Below are 12,307 nucleotides of genomic sequence, written 5' to 3'. Positions count from 1 at the left end.
TCCTCACCGCCGGGGATGCCAGCCGCTGGTGTCCACGGCGAGCCCGGTCTCGTCGGCGACGTCGTCCCACTCCACGAACTTGAAGTTCGTGTTCGTCCGCACCTCGCCCGCGGGGTCGCGGACGTCCGGGGTGTCGACGCCGTCCTGCACCACGAGCAGGCCCTCGTCGAAGTCCGGCCCGAGCGGCACGTTCAGCACCATCGCCCCGTCGCACTGCTCGGAGCCGTCCGGCCCGTCCGAATCGGGCCCGATCCGGAAGGTCGCCACGTACTCGTTGCCGCCGGCACGCTGGTACACCACGAAGGTGTCGTCGCCCTGACTCGACGCGAGCAGGTAACCCCGGCCGTTGCCGCGGTAGTAGATCGTCAGACCCTCGACGTCGGCCGAGATGTGCTTGCCACCCGCGCCCGGGTCGGGCCCGGAGACCTCACACTCCTCCGTGTCGGGATCGAAGGTGGCCGGCACCCCGAACTCCCGGACCTTGTCCATCAGCACGGGCGTACCGGTCAGGGTGGCGGGCATCCGCCAGATCCCCACGTCCTCCTGCCCCGCATAGAGCACGCCGGTCTGCGCATCGACGACCATGCCCTCCACCTGTGGCAGCTCTCCCGGTTCCCCGCACGGCGTCCAGCTCGAGCCGTCCGGCAACCGGAAACTGGACGGCAGCGTCAGGCGGCGTTCCACTGTGTAGGTGATCGTGCCGGCCGGCGTGGTGACGAGCCGGACCAGCGCCACCTGGGTGGTGTGGCGGCGGCTGACCAGCGCGTAGTGCTGCCCCGAGGCGGGGTCGCGCCAGGTCGCCAGTCCGTAGGCCGTCGCCTGGTCGCCGACCTCGTCGGGGCTGCTCGAGAAGACCGGCGGCGCGGCCGGGTCGCTCACGTCGGTCAGCGGCGCCCGCCCGCCCGCCGCCGCGGCGGGATCGATCCGGTACGTCCGCAGCGTGTCGCGTCCCCGGTCGGACACCACGGCGAGGTCCGACGGCACGCCGGCCAGCCGTACGCCGTACGCGAGGTCGACGTTGTTGAACCGTCCGGCCTCCTCCGATCCGGAGCCGACCGGCGCGGCGATGGACTGCAGTTGCCTGCCGGTCAGCGAGTAGGCCCGCAGGCCGCCCTCCTTGGCGGTGGCGACGACGACGCTGCGGCCATGGTTGGTGGGGTGGAGCCAGATGGCCGGGTCGTCGGCATTGGAGTTGCTGCCCGCCTCGTCGTCGAACAGCGCCGGCGTCTCCCGCTCGGCGTCGACAACGGGCAGGCCGGCGGCCAGCGCCACCGGGGCGAGGGGCAGCAGGGCGAGGGGCGGCAGGGCCGTGCAGAGAAGAGTCGTCGTCACGGTCAGCAGGCGGTGACCGGAGCGGAGATGCATGGCGCCTCCCGGCGTCGGGGTGCCCACGGATCCAATCGCAAGAGACGTTACATCAAGATGTCCTGACAACGAAGAACTTCGATGTGCGCGCAGGGGCGTGAGGTCGAGCTCGAGGCGTTCCGCCCAGCTCGGTACCCTGCTCGAGATCGCCGCGCCGGCGCCGGCCCGAGGAGTGCCCGTGATCATCGAGTCGTTGCCGCGCCGCCTGCCGGCCGGCGCCGCCGACGAGGTCGTCGTTGCCCACGATGACGCCTCTCCCGCCGCCGCCGGTGGCGACCGATGAACGGCGCCCGGGCCCGCCTGGTGCCGATGACCGCCGGGCACGCCGACGCCGTCCTCGCCATCTATGCCGCCGGCATCGCCACCGGGCACGCCACTTTCGAGACGGAGACGCCGAGCTGGGAGGCGTTCGACGCGGGCCGGTTGCGCGGGCACCGGTTCGTCTCCCTCGACGCGGACGGCGTCGTCACCGGCTGGGTGGCCTGCTCCCCGGTCTCCACCCGGCCGGTCTATGCCGGAGTGGTCGAGCACTCCGTCTACGTCCATCCCGGCCATGGCGGACGCGGCGTCGGCCGCGTCCTGCTCGAGCGACTGATCGCGTCCACCGAGGCCGCCGGGATCTGGACGATCCAGTCCGGGATCTTCCCGGAGAACGCCGCCAGCCTCGCCCTGCACCACTCCTGCGGCTTCCGCACCATCGGCACCCGCGAACGCATCGGCTGTCATCGCGGCCGATGGCGCGACGTCATCCTGCTCGAACGCCGCAGTCCCACCGTCGGCGGAACCGAGAGCGTCGAGGCCGTCCGCAGATGCCGCTCGTGAAGGGGGCTCGTCAGCCGAAGGCCGCGTCGCGGAGGGGGCGGGGGAGTGCCCGGTCGAGGTAGGTGCTGGTCCCGCTGTCGCGCAGTTCCTCGGCGGCGTGCACGAGCGCACCGTAGGCCGCCCAGGCCAGGCTGCCTCCGGTGGACACCCGGCGCACGCCGACGTCCGCGAGCCGGGGCACGGTGGGGCCGTCCCGCAACGCCAGGACGTTGATCGCGGCGCCGACCTCGCCGACCACCCGGGCGATGTCGCCGAGGTCGGTCAGCCCGGGCGCGTACAGGCAGGCCGCGCCGGCGTCCCGGTACGCCGTCAGGCGCGCAATCGTGTCATCCAGGTCGCCGATCCCGTAGAGGTGATTCTCCGCCCGGCCGGTGAGCACCATGCCGTACTCGGCGCAGACGCTCGCCGCGGCGGCGATCCGCTCGACGGCGACGCCGACGGGTGAGACGTCGCCGGTGACCGGGTCGTAGTCCTCGATCGACACGCCGCTGGCGCCGGCGTCGGCGAGCATCCGTACGGTCTCGGCGACGCCTGCCGGGTCCTCGGCGTAGCCCCGTTCGGCGTCGACCGACACCGGCACCCGGACGGCCGCGGTGAGGGCGGCGACATGGGCGACCAGTTCGTCGCGGGTGACATGCTGGTCCGCGCGGCCGAGCGTGGCGGCGAACCCGGAACTCGTCGTGGCCAGGGCCGGGAATCCGAGGTGTTCGAGCAGCCGCGCCGACGGCACGTCCCACGGGTTCGGCAGCACGAACGTGCCGGCGGTGTGCAGCAGGCGGAAGGCGGCGCGCACGTCCTCGATCACGAAGATCGATCCTACCCGCGTCACCAGTCACGCGCCTGGCGCAGCAGCTCGCCCCGGACGAGATCGACGTGCGGCAGCACCCGGGCTCCGGCCCGATGGGCGAGGAATCCGGTGTTGATGGGTGGGTCGTCCGGCTCCAGCAACGGCACCAGCCGTCCGTCCGCGAGCTCCTGCTCGCACAGGTAGCGTGGCAGCACCGAGATCCCGGCGCCGGCGACGGCCGCGGCGAGCACGGCGCGCAGGTCGGGCACGACCACGGCCGCCGGTGCGGTGAGGCGCCGGCGGAAGACGTGGCGCCAGTAGCGGCGCAGAATCGGCAGGTCCTCGGCGTAGCTGAGCAGCGGCAGCTCGTCGAGGAGTCGGGCGTCGCCGGGGTCGACCGCGCCGATCCGAGCGGCCCACACCGGGCCGGCGACGAGGACGAACTCCTCGTCCATGAGCGGCACGGCGGTCACCGCCCGGCCGCGCGGGCGGATCGCGGAGAGGACCAGGTCGAAGCGCCCGGCCCGCAACCCGTCCAGCAGGTCGTCGGCGAGGCCGTGGGTGACCCGCAGCCGGACCCCGCGGCCGACCAGCGGCGCGAGCGCGGGCATGGCCCGGACGGCGACCAGCTCGGCCGGGCCGGCCAGATGCACGGGCTCCTCGGCGGCGGCGACGTCGTCCGAGGGCCCGGCCACGGACGCCAGCCGGTCGAGGGGCTCGGCGATCTGCGCCGCCAGCTCCAGCGCCACCGACGTGGGCGCCACGCCGTGCGGCAGCCGCTCGAAGAGCTGGCGCCCGAGCCGCTGTTCGAGCGCCTTGAGCTGCGCGGTCACCGTGGGCTGGGAGAGACCGAGCAGCCGGGCGGCGGCGGTCAGCGAGCCGGCCCGGTGGATCGCCAGGAACGTGCGGAGCTGCATGAGGTCCAGCGGCCGCGTGGTGGCGCGAGCCTCATCGGTTTTCTGATCGGCCATCCCGGCAATCCTATTGGTTGCCGAGGGTGCGGCGGCCGTACCGTCGCCGAAGAGAAGTCCACCGAGAAAGGACGTACGCGATGTCCCAGGTCCTGTTCGTGATGACCGGCGCCGACCGGCTCACCCTGGCGGACGGCGCCGCCCACCCCACCGGCTTCTGGGCCGAGGAGTTCCTCGCGCCCTACCGCGCGGTGACCGCCGCCGGTCATGAGGTCGTCGTGGCGACCCCCGGCGGTGTGCAACCGCCGGTGGATCGCGCCAGTGTCGACTCGGAGGACGTCGAGGTGCAGCTCCTCTCGATCGGCGCGCTCAAGGACCCCGTCCGGCTCGAGGACGTCGATCCGGCCCGGTACGCGGCCGTGTACTACCCCGGCGGGCACGGGCCGATGGAGGACCTCGCGCAGAACCCGGCGTCCGCGGACGTCATCCGGGCCACGATGGCCGCGGGCCGGCCGTTGGCGGTGGTGTGCCACGGCGTGGCCGCGCTGCTCGCCACCGCGCAGGCGGACGGCGCATGGCCGTTCGCCGGCTACCGGCTCACCGCCTTCAGCAACGTCGAGGAGGAGGCCGCCGGTCTGGCCGGCAAGCTGCCGTGGCTGCTCGAGGACCGGCTGACCGGCCTCGGCGCACGCTTCTCCGCGGGCGAACCGTGGGCTTCGCACGTGGTGGTCGACCGCAACCTCTACAGCGGCCAGAACCCCGGCTCGTCGCAGGAGCTCGCCGCCGCGTTCGTCACCGCACTGCGCTGAGGGACCGCGCCGGCGCCTTCAGCGTGGTGGTCCAGAGCGACGCCCCGTCACGGTCGCGCAGGTCCACGCGGAAGTCGCCGGTGCGCCCGTCGATGCGTACCTCACCGAAGTGCTGGAAACCCTCGGCCGGCGAGGTGTTCGCCACCGGCGGTGCGTGGACGAACACGGCCCGCGGGCCGAAGGTGCCGTCCAGGGCGTTCGGGCCGAACCCGCCGGCGTGGGCCGGGCCGGACACGAACTCCCAGAACGGCGTGAAGTCCTGCACCGCCGCCCGCGCCGGGTCGTAGTGGTGGGCGGCGGTGTAGTGCACGTCCGCGGTCAGGAAGACGATTCCGGTCACCCCGGCCCGGTGCGCCGCCCGCAGCACCTCGGCGAATTCCAGCTCCCGGCCCCGGGGCGCGCCCGGGTCGCCCTGCGCGACGCCTTCCTGCGCGGCCGGGCCGTCCGGCACGACGAGACCCAGCGGCAGGTCGTTGGCGATCACCTTCCAGGTCGCCCGCGAGTCCCGCAGGCCGCGGATCAGCCATTCCCGCTGCTCGTCGCCGAGCAGACCGCGGTGGGGATCGGCGTGCGTATTGGCATCGTTGACGTCCTTGCACGTGCGCATGTCGAGCACGAAGACGTCCAGCAGCGGTCCGTACGGGATCTTGCGGTGGATCGGCCCGGCCGTGCCCGGCACGGGCACCCATTCGTGGTACGCCTGGCGCGCGCGGGCGGCCAGCACGTCGACCCGCTTCTCGGTGTAGCGCACGTCGTCGAGGATCTCGCCGGGATACCAGTTGTTGACCACCTCGTGGTCGTCCCACTGGCTGACCTGCGGCACCTGGGCGGCGAACGCCCGGTACGCGTCATCGAGCAGGTTGTAGGCGTACTGGCCGCGATACTCGGCCAGCGTCTCGGCGACCTTGGACTTCTCCTCGGTGACGAGATTGCGCCAGATCCGGCCGTCGGGGAGCGTCACCTGCGCCGGCAGCGGACCGTCGGCGTAGACGGTGTCGCCGCTGTGCAGCAGGAAGTCCGGCCGCCGGGCCCGCATGGATTCGAAGATCTTGAAGCCGCCGTACGCGGGGTCGATGCCCCAGCCCTGGCCGGCGACGTCGCCGGTCCAGAGGAACGAGACGTCCCGGCGCCGGGTCGGGGCGGTGCTGAGCTGCCCCGACACCGGTGCGCTGAAGAGGCCGGGACGGTCGAGGCTCTCCACCCGTACGGAATAGAACAGGCGCTCGCCCGACGGCAGGCCCCGCAGGCGCACCTTGCCGGTGAGATCGGTGTCCGGGGTGAGCACCGGGCCGCGGACACGCCGGGCACCACCCAGGTCCGGGCGGCGGCTCACCTCGACCCACATCCGGCCCGGCCGGTCCGCCCGGGTCCAGACGAGGGCCGACTCGGCGGTGGCGTCGCCGCTCTGTACGCCGTGGGTCAGCACGGGACGGCTCGCGCCCCACCCGCCGAACGCCGGCGCGGCGGGCAGGGCACCGAGGACACCACCGGCGAGGCCGGCCCGCAGCAGGCTGCGTCGATCGATCGTGGTCATGTCGCTGGTCTATCGGCTCGATGTGAACTGCCGGTGAATGTCAACCCGCGGTGGCCTGTCTTTGTCGAAGTCCTGTGCCGGCGGGCTGGATGACGACTCCGGCGAGGTAACGTCGAGGCGTACGTGCAGCGGCGTCGACCTTGGGGAGGCCGCCATGACGGCTGGTCGCACGGAACCCGGCAGGGGCAGGGCCAGGACGCTGCGCTTGCAGGGACTCGCCAACGTGATGGTGCGGGCCCTGCTCCGGATCCCGCTCCTGTCCCGGGTGGTCGGACGGAATCTGCTCACCCTGTACGTCGTGGGACGCAAGTCCGGGAAACGGTTCACGGTGCCCGTCACGTACACCCGGCATGAGGGCGACTTGCTGGTCGGCTCGCCGTTCGCCTGGGGGAGGAATCTGCGGACCGGGGAACCGGTGGAGGTGCGGCATCTCGGCCGGCGGCGGCTGGCGGACGTTCGCGTGCTGACCGAGGAGGCCGCGGTGGTCGAAGAGTATGGCGTGATCGCCCGGGACGTCCCGAGCTTCGCCGGCTTCAACAACATCCGCCTCGACGAGAACGGCGACCCGGACCCCGGCGATCTGCAACTCGCCTGGGCGGCGGGCGCCCGGGTCTTCCGGCTGACGCTGCGCTGACCCGCCGGGCGGACCGTCCACGCCGGGTCTGCGGCTCACACGGTGGCTGCTTCGCTCGGTGCGGTCAGGCGGCCGGCTATCGAGATCACCAAGCGCCTCGGCGCCCACCTCGTCGCCACCGCCAGCACCGCGTTGGCCAGGCCGTCGACCCGGCTCGGCCGGCTCTTCTCCAGGGCCGACAGCGTCGTCGCCACCACCTGCTGCGGGGTGCGCTTCTTGCCGACCGCCGCGTCCTCCCCGGCCACGTCGAAGAACGGCGTCTCCGTCGGGCCGGGGCAGATCGCCAGGACCTTCACCCCGGCCGGTCGGGCCTCGGCGTACAGCGCCTCGCTGAACGACAGCACGAAGGCCTTCGTCGCGCCGTACACGGCCATGTGCGGCACCGGCTGGAACGCCGCCGTGCTGGCCACGTTGACGACCGCGCCCCGTCCGCGGGCCACCATGCCGGGCAGGAACCGCCGCGTCAGGTCGACCAGTGCGACGCAGTTGAGCTGGATCTGCGCGGTGAGCCGGCCGGCGTCGCCGGCGACGAAGTCACCGTGCATCCCGAAGCCGGCGTTGTTGACCAGCAGGTCGACGTCGATCCCGAGCGCGGCCACCCGCGCGGCCACGCGGTCCGCGGCGCCGGGCTCGGCGAGGTCCGCGGGCACGATCTCGATCCGGCGGCCGTGTGCGCCGCGCAGTTCGTCGGCCAGCCGGTGCATCGCGTCCTCGCTGCGGGCGACCAGCACGAGATCGGCGCCGCGGGCCGCGAACTCCCGCGCGTACGCGGCGCCGATGCCGCTCGAGGCCCCGGTGATCAGGGCCGTCTGTCCGTTGAGTTTCATGAGTCCTCCCGGGGTGTCTTGCTCGTCATGAGGTGTGGGAAAGAAAGCCGGTCAGGCCGGGGTGACCAGGGCAAGCTCCACGAGCGCGAGAAACGTGTGCACCCGCTCGGTGAACGCCACGCCGCCCCTGTCCCCGGGTTCCAGCACGTCGGTCAGGTCCTTCAGCCCGTCGAAGGCGCCCACCAGCACCGCCGCGACCAACTCGGGTTTCAGGCCGGCACGCAGGTCGCCGTCGGCCTGACCGCGCTGGATGACGTCGGCGATGAACGCGAGCCACTCGGCCGGAACCTTGGAGACGTCGGCCGCCAGCGCCGGGTCGGCCGACAGTTCCCGGGTCAACCGGGTCACACTCCATGCCGCCGGTTCGCGCGAGATGAGGTCGAGCATGGTCGGTACGAGTGCCCGCAGCTGCTGCGACGCCGTCGGCTCGGCGAGGACACGCTCCCCGACCTCCGTGAGCCATCGGCCCTTCTGCTCCTGGAGCACGGCGAGGGCGAGGTCGGCCTTGCTGCGGAAGTAGAAGTAGAACGCGCCCTTCGTCAGCCCGGACGCGGCGATCAGGTCGCTCTGTGTGGTCGCCGCGTATCCGCGCTCGGCGAAGATCGCGGCGGCCGTGCGCAGCAGATGTGCCCGCGTCGCCTCTCCCTTGGCCGTGGCCGGGACGCGCTGCGTATGGGTCTCCTTCACACCGGAGAGCATAAAACCGACCGGCCGGTATGTACATACCGGCCGGTCGGTTTTTTCGAAAGGCCTGCGTCCGGGAGCGATGTCGGAGGAGGGATTACCGATCCCGGGTGTCCGCCACCGGCAGGCAGACGGTCACGGTTGCCGTCACGCCGTCCGGGCCGTCGCTGAACAACAAGCTGTCGGTGAAGTGCCGGGCCATCAGAATCCCGCGACCGCCCGGGGTGTTCGCCGGCGGCGGGCCGCCGGCAACGGGTAGCCCGTGGGGGAACCCCGTGCCGTAGTCGGTGACGTCGCAGACCAGGGTGTCGTCGTCGCGGCGCAGCCGCAGTGAACCGCGGCCGCCGCCGTGGCGCACCGCGTTGGCGACCAGTTCGTGGACCGCGATGACGAAGCCTTCGAGGGCGTCGCCGGCGAGCCCCGCCTTCTCGGCGCGCCGGCGAACGGCATGCCGCACGTCGGTCACGGTCTCGGCGTCGAAGTCCTGCGCCAGTTCCTCGGCCGGCGGGGACGCCGGCGGTCGTAGCGGATCCATGCTGAACGCCGCTGTCAGAGGAGACTCGGGCGTGGTCATGCGCCCCACCATAGCCGTGTGCCGAGCGCGCATCTGCGCCGCTCAAGCGCCGTTGCGCTGCGGCAAGGATCGCGCCGGACGTGCAGAACCGGACCCGGCCCGATCGCCGAGGGTCACTACGAGGTCAGGGCACGATCGACGAAGCCGATCAGCCAGTCGAAGCTGTCGTCGACGTCGGTGTCCATCTCGAAGCCCCCGGCGGCCTCGAGCACCGCGAAGCCGTGGAACAGGCTGCGCAGCAGACGCAGCGCGTGCACGGTGTCGGCGGGATCGAGCCGGTAGCCGGCCAGTACCGCGGACAGGGAGTCCAGCACCCGGGCTCCCGCCGCCGCGACCGGATCGTCCGGCGAGGCGGCATCGAGGCGGATCGTGGTCGCGTACCGCCCCGGGTGCTCGACCACGTAGGCCCGGATCGCGCAAGCGGCGGCCGCGAGCGCGGGTCGCCCGGAGCGCCCCTGGAGCGCGTCGCGCAGGGTGTCGCCGAGCTCGGTGAGCGCCAGCGCGGCGATCCGCCGGTGGAGGTCGGCCAGGCTGCTGACGTGCTTGTAGAGCGAGGGCGTGCGTACCCCGAGCCGCTCGGCCAGCAGGCTCATGGTCACGTTGTCGAGCCCGGCGTCGTCGGCGAGAGCGGCCGCCGCGGCGACCACGGTCGCCGGGTCGAGTCCCGCCCTAGGCACGGGCGTGCGCCGTGAGGAACGCCAGCACCAGGGCCGCGGTCTCGTCGGGGAACTGGGTGTGCGGATAGTGGCCCGCGCCCTCGATCACCGCCAGTTCGCCGATCCCGGCCGGCATCGCCGCCACGATCGCCTCGCCCTCGGCGCGGGGATCGGCCCAGTCGGGATCGAGGGAACCCTCGATGATCAGTGCGGGACAGCGGACGTGGGGGAGCTGCGCCCCGGCGTCGGCCGGCGTGGACCGGCCCATGCGCTGCATCGCCGTCATCCGGCCGGGCTCGCCCAGCATGGCCGCCATGCGTCGCGACTGCTCCGCCCAGTCCTGCGGCCTGCGTCCCGGAAAGGCGACGTCGAGGTATCGCAGCCACCACGTCACACTGCCGAGCATGCCGGTCATCAGCAGCCGGGTCATGCCGCTGCGATAGCGCCGCACCCGCAGGTCGCCCAGGCGGATCGACTGCTTGCGGGTGAACGGCCCCAGTTCGACGATGCCCTCGATCAGCTCGGGCGCGCGAGCGGCGGCGATGGTGGCCGCGCCGCCCGAGATGGAGTGCCCCACCAGCACGGCCGGGCCGCCGAGGTGCCGTACCAGCGCGATGAGGTCGCCCGCGATGTCGGTGCGGGTGTAGGACGGCCACCCGGCGCTCGACTCGCCGCAGCCGCGCAGGTCGACGGCGGCCACGCGATAGCCGGCCCCGACGAGCTGGGGCGCGACGAAGCGGTAGGACGCGCGGCTGTCGCCCATGCCGTGCGCCAGGACGACCAGCGGGCCGGCGCCGGTGACTTCGTACGCGATCGTGCCGCCGTCGACGGTGAGGAGCTCCGACATACCGACCTCCGAGCTTGGCTAATGTGATTAGCTACAAGCTAACGTCATTAGCCAGGCTCGTCAACGGTCTTTTCGCGGCCACGCGGTCGCCCTTTAGGGCGTACGTCTTCTGTTCGCTTAAATCCTGATTGTCTGGAATTCTATGGTCGCATCCATGCGATTCGCTTCGATTGCGCGCCCCGCCTTCCCGCGGCGGCGCCACCTTGGAATTCTGCTCGCCGGCGCACTCGTCGCGGCGGGGATACCCACGGCCGCCGTCGCGGCCACTCCGCTGGTGTCCGTCAGGCCGACCGGCTCGGTCGGATTCGACGGCCTGGTGTACGCCACCGCGTACGCCGGTAACACGGTGTTCGTGGGCGGCAGTTTCCGCAACGCCATCGTCGACGGGCGATCGGTGCCGCGCAAACGGCTCGCCGCCCTGAACGCCCGTACCGGTGAGCTGTTGCCGTGGGCGCCGGCCACCAACGGCACCGTCTGGGGGCTGACCGCGTTCGGACAGTCGCTGTACATCACCGGCAAGTTCACCACGGTGGGTGATCAGGCACGCGGCGGCCTGGCGAACATCAACCTGAGGACCGGTGCCGTCGGCACGCTGCGGCACACGGTCAAGGGAGAGGGCCACGCGCTCGCCGCGGGTGGCGGACGCTTGTTCCTGGGCGGGGCGATCAGCGCCGTGGACGGCCGCGCGCGGCGCAACCTGGCGGCATTCGACCTGACCAGCGGCGCCCTGGAAACCTTCGGCAGCGGCGCCGACGGGGAGGTCAAGACGCTGACCGTGGCCGGCTCCCGGCTCTACGTCGGCGGCGGGTTCAAGCGTCTGAACGGGGCCGACGGCACCGCACGGCTGGCCGCCCTCCGGCTCACCGACGGACGGGTCGACACGACGTTCCGTCCCGTCACGCCGTACGCCGTCGGTGCGCTCACTGTCGCACCGGACAAGGTGTACGCGGCACTGGCCGGACCCGGCGGGCGGGTGGCCGCCTACCGGCCGGACGGCCAGCTCGTCTGGAGCACGGTCACGGACGGCGACGTGCAGGCGATCACGCATCTGGGCGGATCGGTGTACGCCGGCGGGCACTTCACCGTCGCCTGCCCCGGCCCGTCGCGGACCGCGACCTCGTGGTGTCCGGCCACGCTGCGCAGCCAGCCGAAGCTGGCGGCGCTGAACGCCGCGAACGGCAAGCTGCTCGACTGGAACCCGAAGAGCAACGGCAAGTGGGGAGTGCTCAGCATGGACGTCCACCCCACGCTCGGCCGGATCGCGGTGGGCGGCGAGTTCACCGCCCTTGGCGGCCTCAGCCGTCCGCACTTCGCCCAGTTCAGCACGCCCTGTTCGTACGGATGTAACGGCCGGTCCGGATCCGGCACGCGATAGCACCCGGTCGACGATCCACGGGGCGGTGCCGGACGTCGGCACCGCCCCGTCCGGTGGGCAGGATGGTGGCCATGTCCCGTCGCACCCTCCCGTCCGTGCTCGTCTTCGCCGGCATCGCGGTCGCCGCCACCGCCGTCATCACCTGGGCCGTGGCCGACGTCCTGTACGACATCGGCCGGCCGCGCTGCGCAAGCGGGCGGCGGATGGTGAGCTGCGGCGGTGGCCACGGCTGGCACGACACGTCGTCGTGGGTCAGCGCCCTGCTCGCGGTGCCGATGCTGTTCACGCTCGTGGGGGCGTACCTGTATCTGTCGTCGCGGTGGGTACGCGCGGAGAAGGCGAAGCGCCGGGAGGCCCTGCGGTCGGCGGTACGGCGCCGGTTCGCGCTGGTGCTCGTCGTGGCCGTCGCGGTGACGGTCCCGGCGACCATGCTCGTCCGGTCCGCCCTGTGAGGGAGGCCATCGGGCGGCTTGCGGTGATCC

Annotated in this window: 15 protein-coding genes; 6 read left to right on the top strand and 9 right to left on the bottom strand. The window is 72.5% G+C overall.

The window, feature by feature from the left end; all coding sequences use genetic code 11:
• Positions 1-3: 3 nt before the first annotated feature.
• Positions 4-1,365 carry a phytase gene (locus tag EDD30_RS06780; RefSeq protein ID WP_071808957.1) on the bottom strand — a complete coding sequence of 454 codons (1,362 nt, stop codon included), beginning with the start codon at positions 1,363-1,365 and terminating at the stop codon, positions 4-6.
• Between the two features lie 97 nt (positions 1,366-1,462).
• On the opposite strand from EDD30_RS06780, the gene EDD30_RS38860 reads away from it, so the two are divergent.
• Together EDD30_RS38860 and EDD30_RS06770 are read left to right on the top strand one after the other, a co-directional pair.
• A complete protein-coding gene (locus EDD30_RS38860) occupies positions 1,463-1,648 on the top strand; it encodes a hypothetical protein (protein WP_071808956.1) in 186 nt (61 codons plus the stop codon).
• Positions 1,645-2,187 carry a GNAT family N-acetyltransferase gene (locus EDD30_RS06770; protein ID WP_071808955.1) on the top strand — a complete coding sequence of 181 codons (543 nt, stop codon included), beginning with the start codon at positions 1,645-1,647 and terminating at the stop codon, positions 2,185-2,187. The genes EDD30_RS38860 and EDD30_RS06770 overlap by 4 nt, the downstream gene beginning before the upstream one ends.
• A gap of 10 nt (positions 2,188-2,197) precedes the next feature.
• On the opposite strand, the gene EDD30_RS06765 is transcribed toward EDD30_RS06770, so the two are convergent.
• Positions 2,198-2,992, bottom strand: coding sequence for an isocitrate lyase/PEP mutase family protein (locus EDD30_RS06765; protein WP_071808954.1), 795 nt, complete (start codon positions 2,990-2,992; stop codon positions 2,198-2,200).
• 20 nt (positions 2,993-3,012) lie between these two features.
• On the bottom strand, positions 3,013-3,945 hold the full coding sequence (locus EDD30_RS06760; protein WP_071808953.1) for a LysR family transcriptional regulator: 933 nt from the start codon (positions 3,943-3,945) through the stop codon (positions 3,013-3,015).
• An 80-nt stretch (positions 3,946-4,025) separates the two neighbouring features.
• On the opposite strand from EDD30_RS06760, the gene EDD30_RS06755 reads away from it, so the two are divergent.
• The gene (locus EDD30_RS06755; RefSeq protein WP_071808952.1) at positions 4,026-4,694 is read left to right on the top strand and encodes a type 1 glutamine amidotransferase domain-containing protein; all 669 of its coding nucleotides are present in this window, start codon (positions 4,026-4,028) and stop codon (positions 4,692-4,694) included.
• Here the strand turns inward: EDD30_RS06755 and EDD30_RS06750 are convergent.
• Positions 4,678-6,228 carry an alkaline phosphatase D family protein gene (locus tag EDD30_RS06750; protein WP_071808951.1) on the bottom strand — a complete coding sequence of 517 codons (1,551 nt, stop codon included), beginning with the start codon at positions 6,226-6,228 and terminating at the stop codon, positions 4,678-4,680. The genes EDD30_RS06755 and EDD30_RS06750 overlap by 17 nt on opposite strands.
• A 154-nt stretch (positions 6,229-6,382) precedes the next feature.
• Between EDD30_RS06750 and EDD30_RS06745 the strand changes: the two genes are divergently transcribed.
• Positions 6,383-6,862, top strand: coding sequence for a nitroreductase/quinone reductase family protein (locus EDD30_RS06745; RefSeq protein ID WP_170047666.1), 480 nt, complete (start codon positions 6,383-6,385; stop codon positions 6,860-6,862).
• Positions 6,863-6,897: 35 nt separating this feature from the next.
• On the opposite strand, the gene EDD30_RS06740 is transcribed toward EDD30_RS06745, so the two are convergent.
• The 5 genes from EDD30_RS06740 to EDD30_RS06720 form a co-directional block, all read right to left on the bottom strand.
• Positions 6,898-7,689: an SDR family NAD(P)-dependent oxidoreductase gene (locus tag EDD30_RS06740; RefSeq protein WP_071808950.1), complete on the bottom strand. Its 792-nt coding sequence runs from the start codon at positions 7,687-7,689 to the stop codon at positions 6,898-6,900.
• A gap of 51 nt (positions 7,690-7,740) precedes the next feature.
• Positions 7,741-8,376 carry a TetR family transcriptional regulator gene (locus EDD30_RS06735; protein WP_211278008.1) on the bottom strand — a complete coding sequence of 212 codons (636 nt, stop codon included), beginning with the start codon at positions 8,374-8,376 and terminating at the stop codon, positions 7,741-7,743.
• Between the two features lie 94 nt (positions 8,377-8,470).
• Positions 8,471-8,947, bottom strand: a complete 477-nt coding sequence (locus EDD30_RS06730) for an ATP-binding protein (protein WP_170047664.1) — start codon at positions 8,945-8,947, stop codon at positions 8,471-8,473.
• A gap of 116 nt (positions 8,948-9,063) precedes the next feature.
• A complete protein-coding gene (locus EDD30_RS06725) occupies positions 9,064-9,624 on the bottom strand; it encodes a TetR/AcrR family transcriptional regulator (protein ID WP_071808947.1) in 561 nt (186 codons plus the stop codon).
• A complete protein-coding gene (locus tag EDD30_RS06720) occupies positions 9,617-10,450 on the bottom strand; it encodes an alpha/beta fold hydrolase (RefSeq protein ID WP_071808946.1) in 834 nt (277 codons plus the stop codon). Before EDD30_RS06720 ends, EDD30_RS06725 begins: the two co-directional genes overlap by 8 nt.
• 154 nt (positions 10,451-10,604) lie before the next feature.
• Between EDD30_RS06720 and EDD30_RS06715 the strand changes: the two genes are divergently transcribed.
• Complete coding sequence (locus tag EDD30_RS06715; protein ID WP_170047662.1) at positions 10,605-11,825, top strand: PQQ-binding-like beta-propeller repeat protein; 1,221 nt, start codon at positions 10,605-10,607, stop codon at positions 11,823-11,825.
• A 71-nt stretch (positions 11,826-11,896) separates the two neighbouring features.
• Positions 11,897-12,277: a hypothetical protein gene (locus EDD30_RS06710; protein WP_071808945.1), complete on the top strand. Its 381-nt coding sequence runs from the start codon at positions 11,897-11,899 to the stop codon at positions 12,275-12,277.
• Positions 12,278-12,307: the final 30 nt, after the last annotated feature.

Source organism: Couchioplanes caeruleus (assembly GCF_003751945.1).
Lineage (GTDB): Bacteria > Actinomycetota > Actinomycetes > Mycobacteriales > Micromonosporaceae > Actinoplanes > Actinoplanes caeruleus.
The sequence above is the reverse complement of the archived record's forward strand: the minus strand, read 5'-3'. Positions and strand labels throughout refer to the sequence as shown.